Below are 20,077 nucleotides of genomic sequence, written 5' to 3'. Positions count from 1 at the left end.
GATAAAATGGCATTCGTAAATCGATGGTATCAAATCTTAGACTTGTTAATAACCCATAAGGATATTTCAATCATTGATTTACAGAAAAAGTTGAGCAGTAGTTCAAAAACAGTAAAGAGTAGTATTGATCTGCTTAATGAAGAACTAATTGGTATTGCGAAAATCGTGCAAAGGAAAAAGAGCTATTCGATTGAGGTAGAAGACGCTGAAGAATTTGAACTCATTTTGGCTGGAAAGTTAAAAAAAGAAACCGATTTTAACTCAGCAAGTAAACGGGTGGCATTTATCCTAAAACAATTGATCGAGGAAAAGTCATTTATTTTAATTGACGATCTGTCTGAAGCGCTAGGGATCAGTAGGAGTACTGTCTATAATGATTTTCGGATGCTAAAAAAGCTACTCAAACCTTTTGATACAGAAGTAATCGGAACGCCAAACAGAGGAATTCAGATTAAAGGAAGTGAATTTAATCTGCGTTTGCTTTACATCTATTATGTACAAGATTATTTTTATGAAAATTATTTAGAAAACGATACACAAGCAATGATCCAAAAAATCATTTCTCTCTCAGGGATTCCGCAGTATTATGGTCGTTTACTGTATAAAGTGATTTCTATTTCCATGAAAAGGATCATTGAAGGGAATTATTTAGAGACGATACCGAATTGTTATACAAATTTCATCAAAGAAGAAGAACAAATCGAGCAGTTGATCTATCATCTAGAGACCAAATACCGAGTGACTTTAAGTCAAACAGAACAGGACTTTCTCTGGTTCCCGTTAAATTTATCTGCAAATTCCTTAATTGAGCGTACGGTTGTCCCGACAGCAGTCGAACAGTACTTTAAAGCGATGCTAAAGCGAATCCATCGCACGCTCGTTTTGGATATCAATGAGAAAGTTTTGTTTTTAGAAATGAAAGAACACTTAAAGTATATGATCAACCGAATCGTGGTCCAAGCAAAATTAAGCGATTTGTTTTACGGCGAAATCGAGCGACAATATCCCTTTGCCTATGAATTAGCCAAAGTCGGTCTACAAGAGATTGAAGAAGTGGTTGGTCGAACCATACCCACAGTCGAAATCAGTTATCTAGCACTTTATTTTGAACTTGCTTTGAAAAGCCAACAAAACGAACCAGCCAAAAAGCAAATTGCTGTAGTTTGTCACAGTGGCAGAGGTACGGCGATGATCATTCGTCGTCAATTGGAACGAGTCTTAGGCAATGATATTCGCATCACCCATTTATCAGAGGAAGCCTATCAGCAGGAAAATCTGACCGATTACTTCGCCATTTTTACGACGATTCCATTAAAACATTTAGAGCAAGTGAAAAGTCCAATCATTAAATTGACCAACTTATTTGACGATCATTGGTTGCGCAATGAGTGGGAAAAAGCCGAACGCTTGCAGTCAGTAGGGAAGCAGTCGATCCTCTTACATTTTAATCACTTAGATCCTGACTTGACCTATCAAGAGAATGTCCAGTCAATGATCGCCGAATTAACAAAGGAGCATATAGTAGATGAGTGCTTTTTGGAACGAATCAGACAAAGAGAGGAAAAACATGCCACGATTTTTGATTCTGAGATTGGCTTTCCCCATGCGATCAATGATCAAACAGATAAAATCGTTCTGTCGATAGGTGTATTCAAAAGGAAATTGGTTACTCCTGAGGGCAATATCAAACTGATTTTTTTGTTAGGTATTCCAAGTGAATTGACAGGGAAAAACGAACAAGACTTGTTGCGCATTTATGATGAATTATTTGCGATTGCTGGCAACGCGGATTTCAGAGAAGAAATCAGTGCCCGAGAAAATCTATTGGCATTGAAAGAATGGCTTTATCAGAAGGAGTTGATTATATGAGTTTTGTTTATCTATTTGGTATTTTTGCCTTAGGCGCCTATTTGTTACAAATTCTTTTTGGGTTAAAACAGATCAAACACTTTAATCAAAACTATCAGCAACTGCGCAAAAAAGGCAAGGTAGCGATTGGACGCAGAGCTGGGAAAATAAAAGCAGGAACGATCGTTTTATTTGCGGTCGATCCAGCAGGAATCATTCTTGATGCCAGAAAGATGCAAGGGGTAACCGTGTTGGCGAAGTTTAAAGAGCTGCCGGTCTATCTAGGAGAAGATATTCATTATATCGATAAGTACCATCCCAATGTGCAAAAAGAAAACAAGTTGACGATTCAAGCGATGGAAAATGCCAGAGAAATCTATTTGCGCACAGAAGCCGGGAACTATACCGAAAGTCAAGGAGTGTCGCCTGTAACACTGTTGAAAATACAAATACAAACATGGAAAGAGAAAATATACATGAAAGAAAAAAGGAGTGCAAAATAATGGAGTATATTACAAAATTTGCTGAAGGTTTTATGAGCCTTTTTCAAACCGGAGCAGAAACCTTTATCTCATGGATGACAGGTATCGTTCCAGTGGTGCTAATGCTGATGGTCGCCATGAATACGTTGATTGCTTTCTTAGGAGAAGAACGCGTGACCAAAGTGGCACGTTTATCTTCAAAAAATCCTTTTACTCGCTATTTGCTTTTACCTTTCCTATCTGCCTTTATGTTAGGAAATCCAATGTCGTTTACTATGGCTCGCTTTTTACCTGAATACTATAAACCTAGCTATTATGCTTCACAAGCGCAATTTTGTCACACCAGTAATGGGGTATTTCCTCATATCAATCCGGGAGAACTCTTTGTATGGTTGGGTATTGCCCAAGGAATCACAACATTAGGCTTAAACTCGATGGAGCTGGCGATTCGTTATCTGTTGGTCGGTATGATCATGAACTTTATTGGTGGTTGGGTCACCGACTTTACGACTGCTTACGTGTGTAAGCAGCAAGGCATCACTTTGAGTAAAACCGTCAAACTAGTGGCAGAATAAGGAGGAATCAAGATGACGTATAAAAGTATACGAGTAGTCAAAGGCAGCGGTGGTTATGGCGGTCCCTTAGTGATCACGCCGACAGAAGAAAGACATAAATTTATTTACATTACTGGTGGTGGTGAGCGACCTGCAATCGTTGATAAAATTGTTGAATTAACGGGAATGGAAGCAGTCAATGGCTTTAAAACATCGATTCCCGATGATGAAATTGCATTGGCAATCATTGACTGTGGTGGCACACTACGTTGCGGTATTTATCCCAAAAAAGGGATTCCGACGATCAATGTCGTCGCAACGGGGAAAAGCGGGCCATTAGCACAATATATCAATGAACAGATCTATGTTTCGGCGGTTGGGGTCGACCAAATTTCATTAAGCGAAGAGCAAGAAGCAATCACTGTCACCAATGAAGCAACACCTCCTAAGCGGGAATTTACCTACGATACTTCGAAAAAAATCACGGAGCAAAAAGCCGAGCAGCAAAATTTTATTGCCAAGATCGGGATGGGCGCCGGGAAAGTCGTTGCGACCTTTAACCAATCTGCACGAGATGGGGTTCAGACGATGATCAATACCGTCATTCCCTTCATGGCATTTGTTTCCCTGTTGATTGGGATCATTCAAGGGTCAGGCGTTGGAAATTTCTTTGCGAATGTAATGGCGCCATTGGCTGGCAATATTTGGGGATTGATGATCATTGGCTTTATTTGTTCCTTGCCATTTCTCTCCCCGTTACTTGGACCAGGGGCAGTGATCAGTCAAGTGATTGGAACTCTGATTGGGGTCGAGATCGGTAAAGGAACGATTCCACCTCAACTTGCTCTACCTGCATTATTTGCGATCAATACTCAAAATGCCTGTGATTTCATTCCAGTTGGGTTAGGATTAGAAGAGGCAGAAGCGGAAACGGTTGAGGTTGGGGTACCTTCTGTTCTTTATTCTCGTTTCTTAAATGGTGTACCACGGGTCTTCGTAGCATGGCTTGCAAGTTTTGGACTTTATAGTTAAATCAGTATAGGAGGAAGCAGAAATGGCAGTTTTTACTACGACAGTTCTTTCAATCGGTGTGGAGGCAGAATTATTTCGCGAAGAAAATATGATCATTCTTTTTGGCAAAGATGCACCGGCAGCATTAGCTGACTATTGTTACAAAATTGAAGTACAGCCAATGAATGGCACGATTACATCTGAACAAAAATTATGGATCGATGATCAAAGCTATCAAATTACCTCGGTAGGTGACGTGGTATCAAGGAATTTGCAAGAGTTAGGACACATCACGATTAAATTTGATGGCAGTTCGACCTCTGAATTACCAGGCACACTTTATGTAGAAGAAAAAACGATCCCTGTGATTGAAAAAGGAACAAAAATCAGTATTAAGTAAGGAAACTGTCTAGTAAAACGTAAGATTGAAGGAGTGTAAACAATGGAATTCTTTTTGGATACAGTAAATCTTGAGGAAATCACCCACTATCAAAAGGTACTCCCGCTGGCAGGAGTAACCTCGAACCCCACGATTTTGAAAGCTGCGGGGAACATCGACTTTTTTACTCATTTGCAAGCAGTGAAAGAACGAATCGGAGAAGCGTCCTTACACGTTCAAGTGGTTGGGGAAACTGTCGATGAGATGATTCTAGATGCAGAAACGATTATCAATAAGCTGGGAAACGACGTCTATATCAAAATCCCTGTCAATGAAAATGGGTTAGAAGCCATCAAACGATTAAAAGAGCGTGAATTCAATTTAACAGCTACAGCCATTTATACCGAATTACAGGGGTTCTTAGCGATTGGTGCTGGAGTCGATTATTTGGCGCCATACTATAACCGTATGGAAAATATCAATGTTGATGCACCAACAGTCATTGAATCATTGGCACAAGCGATTCATACCACTCAAGCACAAAGTAAGATCCTTGCTGCAAGCTTTAAGAACACTGCGCAAATGAATCGCGCGATTCGTGCAGGGGCACATGCGCTCACTGCTGATCCAGACATCTATCGACAAGGATTAGCCATGCCTTCCATTCAAAAAGCAATAACGGACTTTCACAATGACTGGGTCGAGACATTTGAGTCGCCATCGATTCAGGGGTTATGCCAATGATGCCAACGGTAATTTTTGATATGGATGGGGTTATCGTAGATTCTGAGTATACGTTTTTAGAATCAAAAACAGCGATGCTTCATAGTGAAGGACACCTTGTAGATGAGTCGTATCACTATCAGTTCATGGGGACCACTGCAGAATTTATGTGGGAAAAAATGAAGGAAGAATTACAGTTACAAAAATCTGTTTCAGCGTACATTGAAGAAATGAATCTCAGAAGAAAAGCGTTGATCACACGTGATGGCGTCAAAGCGATTCCTCATGTGCAAACATTGATTCGGCAGTTAGCAGAAGCGAACTTTCAGCTTGGTGTTGCTTCCTCTTCTCCCAAAAAAGAGATTGAGGAGAACCTGGATCAATTGCAGTTGCGAAACTATTTTACTGAGATCGTCAGTAGTGAAGAGGTAGCACGCTCGAAACCTTTTCCCGACGTATTCTTGAAAGTAGCGTCTTTGTTGGGTACGAACCCTCAGCAATGTATCGTCATTGAAGATACGATCAATGGCTGTAAAGCTGCCAAAGATGCGGGTATGTACTGTATTGGTTTTGCAAATCCAGCATTCTCTGCGCAAGATCTGCCAGCGGATCAAACGATCATTGATTTTCGTGACCTGAATGTGCAAGGATTGAAAACCATTAAATAATACGCACGTCTAAAATGACCAGCCTATAAAGGATGATTGCTAATGAAGCTGGAATCATCCTTTATAGGCTGGTCATTTTTAATTTTTTTGCATGATAGTCAAAGAATAAGCTTATTCTGTCGGCAGATCCGCCATAAACCGTTCACTACCTTGAAAGACCGCTAATTGATTGACACCAAAGGAACGCAGCAGATCGCTCATCGCTGCAAAATCTAACCGATAATCACTGGCTTTATGGGCATCAGAGCCGAGGGTGAACAAGTTACCCCCAACACTTTGATACAGCGGGATAGCATATTGGTAAAGGTGGGCATTTTGATAAGGGCCAAAGCTCTTAGCGTTGATTTCCATCGCTAAGTCACGGGCAACGATTTTTTTGAAGATCGTCGTTAACTCTGTTTCAAAATGGGCGGCCAATTCCTCAGCTGTAAATTGGAAACGACGCAAGCCATAATCAAAGTGGGTCACGATATGCCCGTCTGGAAACGAGTCCAACACGTGGGCCATTTGGTCAAAGTATTGTTTGGCGACTGCAAATTTGTCCTTCGTCAACACGGCATCGTCCATATAATCAAAGGTACCGTTTTGATGGATACTGATCAATTTCAAGTCATAAGGATGGCTTTCAAGATAGCGCAAGATTTCTTGTTCTTGACCAGGCACGACACCAATCTCGATGCCTTTTAAGAGTTTCGTCGCTGTGGTCTCTTGCAGCTTCTGGTGGGTTTTTACTAGTAATTCATAGTCAGGAATATCATCACGGAATCCCGAATAGGGGTTCTTCAAATCGAAATGATCTGTCGCAACGAAGTAGGCAGGCTGGTAAGCTAGATAATTCTCAAACTGTTCATCTGAATCAAAAGACAAAAATGTATGCAGATGTTGATCATAATAATTCATAAACAAGACTCCTTTTCTTGAATACGATACCACAAAAAAGCAGAAGAAACTATGATTGGCTGAGAAAAGGTTTTCTCTTAGGCAATTTTTCGCTTATAATAAATAAGAATAGAGCGAAGGAGTCGGTCAGCCATGAGTATGTATCTTGAAATTCCTGAATTTGAAAGTGAATTTCGTTTTCGAACGTTTCTAAATGATGGTTTGACCATCGTTTATCCCCATGTCCATAAAGAAATCGAGATCATTTACGCTAAGCGTGGCACGGTGAATATTGGTGTTGACGATACGATCATTGAGTTGGAGGAAGGGGATCTGTATCTTTTTTCCAGCGGGCAACCCCACTATTTTCTAGCATCGCCTGAGAGTGAACGCTATGTCTATCAATTTGATATGCAGCTTTTTGAAGAGCCGTTGCTGCGAGAAAATGAAGTATCCTTGATGACACTCTTTGAAGAAGGGGAGCCCCACAGCAAAAATTGGCCAGCGAGTTTTACGGAAAAAATAACAGGTCTCTTGATCGAGTTGTATCAGTTGGAAGAGGAAAATGTTGTTGGGAAGCGTTATTTGACTCTCGGGCTGCTTTACCAGTTGATCGGGGAGTGCTATCAAAGCTTGCCAAAGCGAAAACGAGCCGTCAATCCACTAAAACGAACGGCCGCACAATACAAAGAAACCTTGCAGCGTCTGAATGATGTCTTTGAGTACATCGAATCCCATTACCAAGAAGTCTTGACGATGGAGGACACCGCAAGACATGTAGGGTTTAGTCCTCATTATTTCACGCGTTTCTTTAAAACCAATACTGGCAAGACCTTCATGCAGTTTTTGACGGAATACCGTATCAATCAAGCCAAATTTATCTTGGCAAATGAAAAGATCCCGATGGCAGAAGTCGCTGAAAAAGCTGGCTTTGCCAGTGTCAAAACATTTCATCATGTCTTTAAGGAAGCCGTTGGTCAATCACCGTTGCAGTACCAGAAACAATTGAATCAAAATTGATAGAAACAGCCGATGAGCCTGTGCTTGTCGACTGTTTTTTTGTTGATCTGGCACTATTTTTTTCTCGATAGTGTTTTTTTAAGCGCTTTGCATAAATTGTGGAGTGGTTCTTTTTGTTAAAGTTTCATAAGATAATTTTCGGGAATTTTTTCAATGGAAACTGGGAAGAACTGCTTTCGATGTTTCGCTATAATGAGGGGGTAGAAAATAATAAGCGTTTTCAGGAGGAAAGATATGACAGTTAAAGTTGGAATCATTGGGTGCGGTGGGATCGCAAACGGCAAGCACATGCCTGCCTTGTCTCAAGTAGAAGAAGTAGAAATGGTTGCCTTTTGTGATCTGCTGGTTGAACGTGCAGTTGAAGCGAAATCAGCATTTGGGACCGAAGATGCTCAAGTATTCAGCGATTATCAAGAAATGTTGACACAAGCTGATCTAGATGTGATCCATGTGTGTACACCAAACGCCTCACATGCTGAGTTGACGATTGCTGCACTAGAAGCAGATTGTCATGTCATGTGTGAAAAACCAATGGCAAAAACAGCGGCAGAAGCCAAAGCAATGATCGAAGCAGCCAACCGAACAGGGAAAAAACTCACGATCGGCTACCAAAACCGTTTTAGAAAAGATTCTCGTTATCTTCATGAAGTGTGCGCCGAAGGACAATTAGGAAACATTTATTTTGGGAAAGCTCATGCGATCCGTCGTCGGGCTGTGCCAACTTGGGGTGTTTTCCTTGATGAAGAAGCGCAAGGCGGCGGTCCGTTGATCGATATCGGTACCCACGCATTGGATCTGACCTTATGGATGATGAACAATTACAAACCAAAATTTGTTGTCGGAAAAGCGTATCATGAGTTGTCGCAAACCAAAAATGCCGCAAATGCTTGGGGCCCTTGGGACCCAGAGAAATTCTCAGTAGAAGATTCGGCCTTTGGTTTTGTGGTCATGGAAGATGGCGCAACGATTTTCTTAGAAGCCAGCTGGGCGCTCAACAGCTTGGATGTGAAAGAGGCCAAAACGACACTGATGGGTAGCAAAGCCGGTGCGGATATGAACAACGGTTTGACCATCAATGGGGAAGACCACAGCTTGCTGTATGAAAAAAATATCGAACTTGAAACAGGCGGCGTTGATTTTTATGAAGGAAACGGGGAGACGCCAGAAATTTTAGAAGCACAATCGTGGATCCATGCGATCATCAACGATACCGAACCAGTGGTCAAACCTGAAGAAGCAATGGTCGTGACGGAGATTCTAGAAGCGATCTACAAATCATCGCAAACCGGTGAGCCAGTCTACCTATAAGAACTGCTGGAAGAAAAGGAGCGAGCACAAATGACAAAACCGAAAATTGCTTTACAGCTTTGGAGTATTCAAGAGGACTGCAAGACAAATCTTTTTGATGCGTTGAAAACAGTAAAACAAAACGGCTATGACGGTGTTGAATTTGCCGGTTATCATGGACACAGCGCTGTTCAGATCAAAGAAATGCTGGAGCAGTTGGATTTGGCGGTCGCGGCTTCCCATATCCCGTTTGAAGCATTGCAAGATCGTTTTGAAGAAACCGTCGCTTTTGAAAAAACGATTGGCAATCAACGGATCGTGATTCCGTATGCCAGCTTTGATTCTTTGGAAAAATGGCAAGCCTTTGCTGCGGAGCTGACCCAGATCACCCAAAAATTGCAGGCAGAAGGGCTGATTTGCTACTACCACAACCATGCCCATGAATTTACTGAAGTTGCTGGAAAATCCATGATCGATGAACTGATCAAAGACAATCCGCAACTGCGTTTGGAAGCCGACCTTTACTGGTTAGCCTTTGCAAACGTGGCTATTTTACCTTGGCTAAAGGAACGCGAAACGAAGGTCGGCTTGGTTCATATCAAAGATATGCAAGAGCAGCCGCAGGAAAGCACCGAGATCGGCAATGGGATTTTACCAATTAAGTCGTATGTAGAAGCAGCTAAAGCATTAGAACTACCATGGCTGATCGTCGAGCAGGAAGCGTTTCAAAAATTCGCTCCTTTAGAAGCCAGCGGGATTGATTATCTGCAATTAAAAGACATCGTAGAGGAGGTCTACCAATGATCCATGTTACGGTATGGAACGAGTTTCGTCATGAAAAAACGAATGAGACCGTCCAAAAAATGTATCCAGAAGGAATCCATGGTCAAATTGCCAAGTTTTTAGCAGAGGATGATTTTCAAGTACGAACGGCGACCCTTGATGAACCAGAACATGGGTTGACGGAGCAAGTATTGGCTGACACGGATGTGTTGGTTTGGTGGGGCCATATGGCGCATGAAGAAGTCGATGATGCTATCGTTGCTCGTGTGCAGCAGCGTGTATGGGAAGGAATGGGACTGATCGTCTTGCATTCTGGCCACTTTTCGAAAATCTTTAAAACGTTGATGGGAACGTCGTGCGATTTGAAATGGCGGGTAGACGATCAGCATGCGCGGATCTGGAATGTTAATCCAAGCCACCCAATCGCTGAAGGAGTCGGCGAATGGATCGAAATAGAGCAAGAGGAAATGTATGGCGAGCACTTTGATATTCCAGCGCCGGATGAATTGATCTTTGTCAGCTGGTTCCCTGGTGGTGAAGTTTTCCGCAGCGGCTGTACATTCCGCCGTGGGAATGGCAAAATCTTCTATTTCCAGCCTGGTCATGAGACATTCCCAAGCTATTACAATCCCAAAGTGCAAAAAGTGATCCAAAATGCGGCTCGCTGGTGTGCACCAACAGAAAATCGTTACCCAACATATGGGCATTTTCAAGCAATTGAGGAGGAAAGAAAATGAAATTAGGTGTTTTTACCCCGTTATTCAATCAACTTAGCTTTGAAGAAATGATCGATGAAGTAGCGAAAAAAGGGCTCCAAACCGTTGAGATCGGTACCGGTGGTTCTCCCGGCAATGCCCACTTAGACATTGACCGTTTACTAGCAAGTGAAGCAGAGCGAAAAGAATACTTGGCAAAATTAGCTGATAAAGGATTGGAAATCTCAGCTTTGAGCTGTCACAACAACCCAATCTCTCCACTAAAAGCAGAAGCGCAAGAAGCCGATGAACTTTTGCGTAAAACCATCAAATTAGCCAGCTTGATGAATGTACCTGTTGTGAATGGATTTTCAGGCGTTTCAGGCGGAAATGCAACAGATACACAAGTCAACTGGCCAGTATTGCCATGGCCAACGGAATACGATGACAATTATAATTATCAATGGGAACAAAAACTGATTCCTTATTGGAAAGGCATCAACACGGAAGCGGAAGCGGCTGGTGTTAAAATTGGGATCGAACTTCATGGTGGCTTTTTGGCACATACCCCTTATACGATGTTGAAACTGCGGGATGCTGCGGGTAAAGCCATCGGCTGCAACTTGGATCCAAGTCATTTATGGTGGCAAGGGATCGACCCAGTGGCAGCGGTCAAAATCTTAGGGGAAGCCGATGCGATCCATCACTTCCATGCCAAAGATACGTATTTGGATCAAGATAATATCAACATGCATGGCTTGACGGACATGCAGCCATATAGCAATGTCAAAACCCGAGCTTGGACCTTCCGTTCAGTCGGTTGCGGCCACAGCTTACAAGTCTGGTCAGATATTATTTCTGCGCTTAGAATTTATGGGTATGATTATGTCTTGAGTATTGAACATGAAGATCCAATCATGTCCATTGATGAAGGACTGACTCGTGCCATCGGCAACTTGAAGACGATTATGATCCGTGAAGAAGCTTCATCCATGTGGTGGGCATAAGAAGAAAACCGAGGAGTGTCAGACATGAGTGCAATCAATTTTGCAGTAATCGGATATGGCGGCATGGGTGCGTACCATGTCCACAATATCTTACCAAATGAAAACGAACGAATCCACATCGTAGGAACTTACGATATCAATGAAGAACGTCAAGCGATCTCCCAAGAAAAAGGCCATAAGGTCTTTAAAAGCTATGATGAAGTCTTAGCCGATGAGACGATCGAAGCAGTATTGATCGCCACACCTAATGACTTGCACAAAGAGTTATCGATCGCTGCGTTGAAAGCCGGCAAACATGTTGTTTGCGAGAAGCCTGTTGCGCTGAATACTGTGGAACTAGATGAGATCGTGGCGGTTGCCCAAGAAACTGGCAATACCTTTATGGTTCACCAAAACCGCCGTTGGGATCCTGATTTTCTACTTGTACGCGAACTGTACCGTAATGGACAGATCGGTGATTTGTTCCAATTAGAGTCACGGGTCCAAGGGGCAAACGGCATCCCAGGAGACTGGCGCCATGTGAAAAAACAAGGTGGGGGAATGCTTTTAGACTGGGGCGTTCACTTGTTGGATCAAATGCTATGGCTGATCGACAGCCCAGTGAAAGACGTCAAAGCGGATCTTAGCTTTGTGTTGGGGGAAGAAGTCGATGATGGGTTCTTCGCTTTGATTACTTTTGAAAATGGGGTTAAAGCAATCGTGGAAGTTGGAACCTCCAATTACACGCAATTGCCTCGCTGGTACATCAAAGGAACAGAAGGAACAGCCACCATCACCGATTGGGATCTAAATGGGGAAATGGTGCAAGCAACAGGTCGCGAAGATGTGGCTGCACCAAAACCAGTCCAAGCAGGCGTTGGCTTGACGAAAACGATGGCACCGCCATCGGAATTGGCAGCCAAAGAGATTCCTTTCCCGAAAGCCGAAGCGGATTTTGAACCTTTCTACAAGAATTTTTACAACGTTGTACGCAACGGTGCCGAACCTATCGTTAAAAACGAAGAAGTCCGAGCAGTGATGCAGTTGATCGAACGCATTTTTGCCACAGCGTAAGAGAATAGAAAAAAGCACTAGCTGAGGGAGTGGTCTCTCTTCGCTACGTGCTTTTTTTGTGTAATGGAACGACAACAGTCATTCCGATACGTAAAAATTGAACAATAAATCTTGAGGATAATTTCCCCATCGATCGCCGAAAATGGTCAAACCACCAGCGTTTTCGGCAGTTGCAGGTGCAGCAATTTTAAAGGTGAAAAAGTCACTGTGGTCTAAGTCGATTTCATTCAGGTTGTGATCTGTTAATTTTTCTCCATCGAGGGAAGTATCATAGCGATTGATGCGTAAATGCTTAAGCAATCCATATTGACTGAACTCATCGATCCACCATTGCGGAGTCAGAGAACCTCTGACATCCGAAAAGTTTCCTGGTACGGTGTAACTACCGATGCAGTGATTGTTTAAGTAAAAGGAAAGATCACTGGGCCAATAGTTATTCGAAATTGGGAACTCTGAAGCGATCTCCATACTGATTTCCAGTAATTCGATTTTTTCACCATTTTTCAAAGGATTTGGGATTTTGTATTCTAAAAAACCGTTATTTAGCCAGATGATACTTGCATCAACACGTTCTTGATCCAGAAAAGATTTTGGATCATCTAAGGCGCCAATCAAGCGGTCTTTGGTCGCCATTCCACAAGAAGGCTCAGCTTTAAAATCGGTGAAGTGGCCGATTTTCACAGATTGGGAGGTTAGATTCATTTCTGGAAACACTTTTGCTGGGAAATTGATATTGATGAAATCAGTTTTTAGAGACAAATATTTTTTCTTCCAGTCTTGCCCCGATCCTTTTTCGGTTTTGATCAACTGAGCTTCTTCGAGTTTACGGATATGTTTGGTCATTAAAGCATTGCTGATTGCTAATTTTTGTCCAATTTCACTGATGCTTTTCTTCTTATCGCCTAATTCTCTTAAAATCGCTAAGCGAGTTTCATTTGCCAGTGCTTCGTAGATCGGTAAAGATGCGTTTGTTAAATCCAATTCCATAGCGATCACCTCGTTATACTAAAATGTTTAATGAAAAGATGGTTTAATTATAACACAACCTTGTGGATTTACAAAATAGTAAAATGATATAATTTTTGGTTATACCTTGTTAAAATAATGTTGACAGCGCTTTATATTTATAGTAACTTTACGGTGTAAACATTATTTGACGATAGTCTAACGATTATGTTTATTGATAATTGGATGTCATTTTACTTTTTAGTTAAATTAAAAGGAGTGTAAAAAATGAAAGTAAGTAAATCTATTGTTTTAGTAGGGACAAGCTTATTATGTACAGTGTTGTTAGCTGCTTGTGGCGGGAGTGGTAGCTCAAGTAATAATTCAGAAATTTTGCTTTGGTCTTCGACGACAGGACCAGACGGTGAAAAAATCAAAAAAACGATTGATCAATACAATGAAACAGACCCAGACTTTAAAGTGAAGTTAGTAAGCATGCAAGGTGATACCTTTACTTCAAAGTTGACGACTGCGGGGAAATCGGGGAAAGGTGTTCCTGATTTGGCTTTGATTGCCTCAGAAGCTTTGCCTACGTACAAACACCAAGACATGCTTGAAACCTGGGATGACATGATCGATGGGACAGAATTGGCACGGGAAAACTACGTTGAAGCTGCTTGGGACACTGGTGTAGTGGATGATAGTCAATATGGGATTCCGGCAACCATGGGTTCGTGGGTGATGTATTACAACCAAGATTTGGTGGATAAATATGTTCCAGGAGTGTTGGATGATGGCGTAGTGACGTATGAAGAAATCAGACAAGCTGGGGAAAAAGCAAAAGCAGATGGTATCTATAGTTTTGGCTATACATGGGGCATGCAGAATTATTCGAATCTCTACCAACAAATGGGTGGGGAATGGCAAGATTCACAAGGAAACATCAATATCGATAATGAGTATTCTTACAATGCCGTTCAAGAGTTTAAGGATCTGTACGATGCCGGCTACATGGTCCCAGATGGTGAAGATGCAAATAAACTTTTTGCAAACCAGAAACTGATTTTTCTTCCAGAAGGAACATGGATGCTAAGTAATATGGAAGAAATCAGTGACTTCACTTGGGGCCAAACATTTACTCCTCAATGGGATGCGGAACATATCATTCAAGGTTCAGGCGTCGATCAGTTTGCAATGTTCAAAACGAACGAGGAACGTTCCGATGAAAAGAAAAGTGGCATGGTCGACTTTCTGACTTGGTTACAAGCAAACCAATTAGAGTGGGTCAAATCAGGTGCAAATCCTACTTCCTTAGCTATGCTAGACAATGAAGAATATGTTGAGATGCCACAATCCTTCTTATTGAAGACAGAAAAAGGACAAGCGGCAATTTCTGTTAACGCAGTTGATGGCTTATCGTATATCTTTGGTGAATATGATAATCGCTCATGGGACATGATCACAGGAAAAGCAGATATTCAAACGACTTTTGGTGAGATCCAAAAAGTTGTAGAAGAAAAGATGAAATAATCTTCTCACATAGAGGCTGTGGCAGAAGGAAGAGCGACCATAAAAAGAATTCAGTCCATTTTTTGATAGGGGAGGAATTCTGATAGGCTTAAAGGGCTGTCACAGTTGTTTCTTGTTGAGAGCTGCACTAGAAATACAAGGAAGGATGGGTATTGATGAAAAAAAGGTTAAATGGCTGGACAATCGTTTTTATTGGTCCGCATATGCTCCTTTTTCTTTTATTCTTTTTAGTTCCTGCAGTGATTGGGATCTATGTTTCTTTTACTGAATGGGATCTGTTCAGTACACCGATTTTTGTCGGGTTTGATAATTTTCAAACGATTTTGTTTGATCAAGACTCGTTGTATCATACGCAATTTTTTAATGGAATGAAAAATACGCTGTTTTTTGCGGCAATCTCCGTTCCGTTATGTATTGTAATTCCCTTGTTGCTAGCGGTTGCATTGTCTGCTAAACCAAAAATGATGCGTTTTTTTCAATCGATTCTCTATCTGCCAACACTGTTTGCAATCTCTGCCGTCATGATTATTTGGGGGTTCCTTTTGAGCAAATCTTTTGGGCCAATCAAAGAAGTATTCGGTATCGACATCAATTTTGTAGGCACGCAACCATGGGCATGGATCGCTATTTTGATCGTGACGATTTGGTGGACATTAGGTGGGAATCTAATTATTTATGTTGCTGCATTAAATGGCGTCTCTAAAGAGCAGTTAGAAGCAGCAGAATTAGATGGTGCAAATAGTATAACGAAATTTTTCCGTATTTCTTTGCCGAGTATTCGCAACCAGCTTGTTTTTACCACGGTCATGACGACCATCGCTCAGTTTAATATTTATGGTCAGCCACTAATGTTGACGGGTGGCGGACCCAACAATTCTACTCGCGTGTTGATGATGTACATCCAAGAAAATGCTTTTGGTAGTAGTACCTCGGTTGCAGGAATTTCTTCAGCGATGGCTATTTTACTAGGTTTTGTAATCATGGCAGTTTCGATTGTGCAATTTATGGTCATCAAAAAAATGGAAAGATAGGAGGGAAGAAGATGCGAGAAAACAAACTAGGGAAAAGAATTGCCTTTATTTTGCTAGCGATCGTCTGTGTGATTTGGCTCTTTCCTTTGATATGGGCAATTTTTACCTCGTTTAAATCGGAGGCAGAGATTCAAAAGGTTGGGTTCAGTTTGATTCCACAAGATTGGACGCTGGCTAATTTTTTTGGCTTGTTACAAGGCAATGATTCTTCTCCTGTGTTCCGCTGGTTTGTGAATTCAATGATTATTTCAACTTCACATACGCTGTTGGTTATGGTGATCGTCTCGTTTGCAGCCTATGGCTATACACGACTCACCTTTAAGGGGAGAGATTTGATTTTTGCCCTATTGTTAGGAACGATGATGTTTCCCGGGGTGGTCAATTTGATCCCGAATTTTAAAATCGTTGATACGTTAGGTTGGACCAATACATTTCTGGCAGTCATCGTTCCTGGGGCTGCAGGTGTTTATAACATTTTCCTCGTTCGGCAGTTCATTTTAGGGATTCCTAAAGAATTGGATGAATCGGCTGTGATCGATGGGGCCAACGAGTTTCAAATCTTTTATCATATTATCTTACCACTGATCAAACCTGTATTGACGGTGGTTGCGTTATTTAGTTTTACTGGCTCATGGAATGACTTCTTGTGGCCATCGATCGTGATAAACGATATTGATAAATTACCGATTACACCGGGGCTGCAGTTGCTACAAGGGCAATACATGACCTATCCGGGAATTGGAACTGCCGGAGCAATCTTGGCTTTGATCCCTACCTTTTTATTGTATTTGGTGGCGCAAAAAAGCTTTATGGCGTCAATGTCGTTGCAAAGTGGCATAAAATAATTTGTTTTTGGAGGAAATATGAGTAGAGAAGAATACCCGAGACCGCAATTTGAGAGAGAGAATTGGTTAAGCTTAAATGGTGAATGGCAATTTACCTTTGATGACCAAAATCTTGGTTTAAAAGAAAAGTGGTACACAAATGAAGCAAACTATCCGTACAAGATCAATGTTCCCTTTGTCTATCAAAGTGCATTGAGCGGCATTGATCATCGAGAAGTGCACGACGTTGTATGGTATTATCGGACCTTCAATGTGCAAGTCCCTGAAAAAAGTCGTGTCCTTTTGCATTTTGGGGCGGTGGACTATGAAGCAGATGTGTTTGTCAATGGCAATCATGTGAAAAATCATTGCGGAGGGCATACCTCTTTTGATATAGACATCACGGATGCTTTAGTATCTGGACAAGAGCAAATACTAAGTGTGCGAGCATTTGATCCACATTTTGATGAAAGCATTCCACGGGGGAAACAATTTTGGGAAGAAGAATCAGCAGGAATCTGGTACACAAACTCAACAGGGATCTGGCAGCCAGTTTGGCTTGAAGTAGTTGCCGAATCCCATCTGCAACAGGTGAAATTTACGAGTGATTTTGATGCTGGCGCCGTTAAGATCGATGTAGAACTGAACCAGTTACAGCCACAAGTAGTCTTAGAATATCAAATCTATTTTAAAGGTGCTTTAGTTACCAGCGGAAAGGCAGACTTTATCACTTCTAAGTTGAGTTTTGCGGTTGATATTTTCCAGCAAGAAATTTTTCGGACGAATTTTCACCATGAAGGCTGGTCTTGGACACCTGAAAAACCGCAATTATTTGATGTTGAATTGACTCTTAGAGAAGCAGGGAAGGCCATCGATCAGCTAAAAAGTTATTTTGGTATGCGTAAAATACATACAGAAAACGGTATGATTTACTTAAATAACAAGCCTTACTACCAGAAGCTGGTGCTCGATCAAGGCTATTGGCCGAGCGGCTTGTTAACTGCACCAACAGATGAGGACTTTAAACAAGACATCTTATTGGCCAAAGAAATGGGATTTAATGGTTGCCGAAAACACCAAAAAACAGAAGACCCACGCTTTTTATACTGGGCAGATAAATTAGGATTTCTTGTTTGGGGAGAGTGTGCGGCGCCGGCAATCTATACCGATCTTTCGGTAACGCGCTTGATGCAAGAGTGGACAGAAATCATTACTCGGGATTATAGTCATCCTTCGATCGTTACTTGGGTCCCAATCAACGAGAGCTGGGGTGTGCCAAAAATCTCATTTGATCGTCAGCAACAGCATTTTTCTCAAGCGATGTATCACTTTATCCATTCGTTAGACCAGCAACGGTTGGTTATTTCAAATGATGGTTGGGCGATGACGGAGACAGATATTTGTGCGATTCATAATTATGCGCATGGGCAAGAATCCGAACGGCAAAAATATCTATACTTCAAAGACAGTCTCAGCACGAGAGAAAAATTGGTGAGTCGAGTATCGACCCCCTGGCCGATTTTCGCCGGAGGATTTTCTTATCAGGATCAGCCTATTTTATTGACCGAGTTCGGCGGTATTGGCTTCGATGTTTCGGGGCAACCCGGTTGGGGCTATACCTCAGTGGAAAATCAACAAGATTTCTTGAAGGATTATCAGCGAATCATGGTGGCTGTATATGACTCTGTCGGACTCTGGGGCTATTGCTACACTCAGTTGACAGATGTCGAACAAGAAATCAATGGGTTACTGACCTATGATCGCCAACCAAAAGTTGATTTGGCAGCAATTAAAGAGATCAATGAGCAGTTTCATCCACCGCAGGTAGAATGAAATGATTGGTAAGGAAAGGGGCGATGTCCGATGGGGAAATCAGCAGCTTGGCTCAGTGGAGTAAGTATCTTGATTGCTGCGCTTATGATAACCGGTTGTAGCGCTGGAACTGATCCAGGGGAAGAAGTGTCCGATTTTACATCAATTATCGATAATGATGGGGCAGATCCTTGGATCTTGCAAACGGAAGCGTTCTTTTATTATACCAAAACGACTGGGAATAATTTAACGCTTTGGCGTGCTGAAAACCTCTCTCTCGTTGCTGCTGGTGAAAAAAAGATCATCTGGGAAATGCCAGCAGAATTTGAAAGTATCTGGGCACCTGAGCTTCATTACTTAGATGATCGCTGGGTGATGTATTTCGCGGCTAATCGTCCTTCAGAAACGCATCGTATGTACGCATTAGTCAATCATCAAAAAGATCCTTACATGGGTGAGTGGCAATTGGAAGAGATCAAAGGGATGGATGATAAATTTGCGATTGATGGAACAGTCTTAGAGATCAATGACAAACGCTATTTCCTTTGGTCGGGCTGGGAAGGGTATGAAAATGTTGCGCAAAATCTTTATTTAGCGGAAATGGCCTCCCCTACGGAAGTGATTGGGGAGAAACGACTTATCTCAGAACCAGAATATGAATGGGAAATGCGGCAAACACCATTGATCAATGAAGCCCCTCAAGTGATGATCAAAGACGAAATAGTCAATTTGGTATACTCTGCCAGTGGAAGCTGGGACAATGATTACGCTCTTGGTCTTATGACCCTAGATGTGGCTGATGATCCGCTAGAAAGAGCGAACTGGCAAAAGGAACCAGCGCCGATTTTCCAACAGACAAACACTGTCTATGGACCTGGTCATAATGGATTTGCCAAATCAAAAGATGGTTCTGAAGACTGGCTGATTTATCATGCTGCTCGGTGGGATCATTCGGGCTGGAACCGTTCGATCCGCTTACAAAAGTTTGGTTGGGATCAAGAGGATAAAATTCTACTGGAAGCTCCTTTTGATGAGTGGCATGTTCAAGCGTTGCCAAAAGCTGAGCCCAATCGACTGCGATTAACTGCTAGCCGTGCTTTGCTGGAGGGCGATTTAGTGCTTGTCGAAGATGAGGCAGCACTCTCTAAGAAAGTCGTCCAAGGCTTTGAATCAACGACTGACAAAATTATCTTTGCTCCGCAGATTGAAGAAGCAGACGAATTTCTGGTGATTGCCTATGTCAAAACCACTGATTATCTCTCCTTGAATGACCCAATTCAGGTCAGGATTGAAACGAAACAAGCAAACCACGTGGTGGATGTCTATCCTTCCGAATATTATCAACCGCTACAAGTCCGCATGAAGTTACCGAAAGGGGCGCAGGAAATCACCCTTTCGTCTGAGATTGGGGTGGATACGCTAAGTATTGATCGTTTAGAAATCGTCAAATTCAAATAAAAAATAGTGAGGAAGTTTTCCAATCCAAGCGATGGGTAATGATCGTTTGACTCCTGCTACTTTGTCTCTAGACAATGTAGCAGGAGTT

20 protein-coding genes are annotated in these 20,077 nt (G+C 42.0%); 18 read left to right on the top strand and 2 right to left on the bottom strand.

Annotated features, from left to right (window positions below; genetic code table 11):
• The first annotated feature begins 6 nt into the window (after positions 1 to 6).
• The 7 genes from IGK85_RS13825 to IGK85_RS13795 are packed head-to-tail and all read left to right on the top strand — an operon-like array spanning position 7 to position 5,665.
• Positions 7 to 1,869 carry a BglG family transcription antiterminator gene (locus IGK85_RS13825; RefSeq protein WP_008380335.1) on the top strand — a complete coding sequence of 621 codons (1,863 nt, stop codon included), beginning with the start codon at positions 7 to 9 and terminating at the stop codon, positions 1,867 to 1,869.
• Entirely contained in the window at positions 1,866 to 2,351 is a 486-nt protein-coding gene (locus IGK85_RS13820; RefSeq protein ID WP_008380338.1) for a transcriptional regulator GutM, read from the top strand. Before IGK85_RS13825 ends, IGK85_RS13820 begins: the two co-directional genes overlap by 4 nt.
• Positions 2,351 to 2,905 (top strand): PTS glucitol/sorbitol transporter subunit IIC, encoded by a 555-nt coding sequence (gene srlA / locus IGK85_RS13815; protein ID WP_008380340.1) that lies wholly within the window; start codon positions 2,351 to 2,353, stop codon positions 2,903 to 2,905. Before IGK85_RS13820 ends, srlA begins: the two co-directional genes overlap by 1 nt.
• A 12-nt stretch (positions 2,906 to 2,917) precedes the next feature.
• The gene (srlE, locus tag IGK85_RS13810) at positions 2,918 to 3,916 is read left to right on the top strand and encodes a PTS glucitol/sorbitol transporter subunit IIB (RefSeq protein ID WP_008380342.1); all 999 of its coding nucleotides are present in this window, start codon (positions 2,918 to 2,920) and stop codon (positions 3,914 to 3,916) included.
• A gap of 22 nt (positions 3,917 to 3,938) precedes the next feature.
• The gene (locus IGK85_RS13805) at positions 3,939 to 4,295 is read left to right on the top strand and encodes a PTS glucitol/sorbitol transporter subunit IIA (RefSeq protein WP_008380345.1); all 357 of its coding nucleotides are present in this window, start codon (positions 3,939 to 3,941) and stop codon (positions 4,293 to 4,295) included.
• A gap of 42 nt (positions 4,296 to 4,337) precedes the next feature.
• A complete protein-coding gene (locus IGK85_RS13800) occupies positions 4,338 to 5,018 on the top strand; it encodes a fructose-6-phosphate aldolase (RefSeq protein WP_008380347.1) in 681 nt (226 codons plus the stop codon).
• Entirely contained in the window at positions 5,015 to 5,665 is a 651-nt protein-coding gene (locus tag IGK85_RS13795) for an HAD family hydrolase (RefSeq protein ID WP_008380349.1), read from the top strand. Before IGK85_RS13800 ends, IGK85_RS13795 begins: the two co-directional genes overlap by 4 nt.
• Positions 5,666 to 5,776: 111 nt before the next feature.
• Here IGK85_RS13795 and IGK85_RS13790 read toward each other — a convergent pair whose 3' ends face one another.
• Entirely contained in the window at positions 5,777 to 6,565 is a 789-nt protein-coding gene (locus tag IGK85_RS13790; RefSeq protein ID WP_008380351.1) for a PHP domain-containing protein, read from the bottom strand.
• 132 nt (positions 6,566 to 6,697) lie between these two features.
• Between IGK85_RS13790 and IGK85_RS13785 the strand changes: the two genes are divergently transcribed.
• The 6 genes from IGK85_RS13785 to IGK85_RS13760 all read left to right on the top strand — a co-directional run bounded on the left by IGK85_RS13785 (position 6,698) and on the right by IGK85_RS13760 (position 12,389).
• Positions 6,698 to 7,564 (top strand): AraC family transcriptional regulator, encoded by an 867-nt coding sequence (locus IGK85_RS13785; RefSeq protein WP_005233920.1) that lies wholly within the window; start codon positions 6,698 to 6,700, stop codon positions 7,562 to 7,564.
• A gap of 234 nt (positions 7,565 to 7,798) precedes the next feature.
• Complete coding sequence (locus IGK85_RS13780; protein ID WP_008380354.1) at positions 7,799 to 8,872, top strand: Gfo/Idh/MocA family protein; 1,074 nt, start codon at positions 7,799 to 7,801, stop codon at positions 8,870 to 8,872.
• 30 nt (positions 8,873 to 8,902) lie between these two features.
• Positions 8,903 to 9,655: a sugar phosphate isomerase/epimerase family protein gene (locus IGK85_RS13775; RefSeq protein ID WP_008380356.1), complete on the top strand. Its 753-nt coding sequence runs from the start codon at positions 8,903 to 8,905 to the stop codon at positions 9,653 to 9,655.
• Complete coding sequence (locus tag IGK85_RS13770) at positions 9,652 to 10,371, top strand: ThuA domain-containing protein (RefSeq protein WP_008380358.1); 720 nt, start codon at positions 9,652 to 9,654, stop codon at positions 10,369 to 10,371. The genes IGK85_RS13775 and IGK85_RS13770 overlap by 4 nt, the downstream gene beginning before the upstream one ends.
• Entirely contained in the window at positions 10,368 to 11,336 is a 969-nt protein-coding gene (locus IGK85_RS13765) for a sugar phosphate isomerase/epimerase family protein (protein ID WP_008380360.1), read from the top strand. The genes IGK85_RS13770 and IGK85_RS13765 overlap by 4 nt, the downstream gene beginning before the upstream one ends.
• Positions 11,337 to 11,360: 24 nt before the next feature.
• The gene (locus IGK85_RS13760; RefSeq protein ID WP_008380362.1) at positions 11,361 to 12,389 is read left to right on the top strand and encodes a Gfo/Idh/MocA family protein; all 1,029 of its coding nucleotides are present in this window, start codon (positions 11,361 to 11,363) and stop codon (positions 12,387 to 12,389) included.
• A 78-nt stretch (positions 12,390 to 12,467) separates the two neighbouring features.
• Here IGK85_RS13760 and IGK85_RS13755 read toward each other — a convergent pair whose 3' ends face one another.
• Positions 12,468 to 13,376, bottom strand: a complete 909-nt coding sequence (locus tag IGK85_RS13755) for an ArsR/SmtB family transcription factor (protein WP_008380365.1) — start codon at positions 13,374 to 13,376, stop codon at positions 12,468 to 12,470.
• Between the two features lie 246 nt (positions 13,377 to 13,622).
• Here IGK85_RS13755 and IGK85_RS13750 point away from each other — a divergent pair, with 246 nt between their 5' ends.
• The 5 genes from IGK85_RS13750 (at position 13,623) to IGK85_RS13730 (ending at position 19,989) form a co-directional block, all read left to right on the top strand.
• Positions 13,623 to 14,864: an extracellular solute-binding protein gene (locus IGK85_RS13750; RefSeq protein WP_008380367.1), complete on the top strand. Its 1,242-nt coding sequence runs from the start codon at positions 13,623 to 13,625 to the stop codon at positions 14,862 to 14,864.
• A 155-nt stretch (positions 14,865 to 15,019) separates the two neighbouring features.
• A complete protein-coding gene (locus tag IGK85_RS13745; protein ID WP_429972313.1) occupies positions 15,020 to 15,895 on the top strand; it encodes a carbohydrate ABC transporter permease in 876 nt (291 codons plus the stop codon).
• An 11-nt stretch (positions 15,896 to 15,906) separates the two neighbouring features.
• Positions 15,907 to 16,740 carry a carbohydrate ABC transporter permease gene (locus IGK85_RS13740; RefSeq protein WP_008380370.1) on the top strand — a complete coding sequence of 278 codons (834 nt, stop codon included), beginning with the start codon at positions 15,907 to 15,909 and terminating at the stop codon, positions 16,738 to 16,740.
• An 18-nt stretch (positions 16,741 to 16,758) separates the two neighbouring features.
• Positions 16,759 to 18,552: a glycoside hydrolase family 2 protein gene (locus tag IGK85_RS13735; RefSeq protein WP_008380372.1), complete on the top strand. Its 1,794-nt coding sequence runs from the start codon at positions 16,759 to 16,761 to the stop codon at positions 18,550 to 18,552.
• 30 nt (positions 18,553 to 18,582) lie between these two features.
• The gene (locus IGK85_RS13730) at positions 18,583 to 19,989 is read left to right on the top strand and encodes a glycoside hydrolase family 43 protein (protein ID WP_008380375.1); all 1,407 of its coding nucleotides are present in this window, start codon (positions 18,583 to 18,585) and stop codon (positions 19,987 to 19,989) included.
• Positions 19,990 to 20,077 lie beyond the last annotated feature (88 nt).

Origin of the sequence: Enterococcus sp. AZ015, assembly GCF_050499225.1 — a bacterium.
Classification (GTDB): Bacteria; Bacillota; Bacilli; order Lactobacillales; family Enterococcaceae; genus Enterococcus_D; species Enterococcus_D entomosocium.
This window is presented reverse-complemented; position numbering and strand designations above follow the sequence as displayed.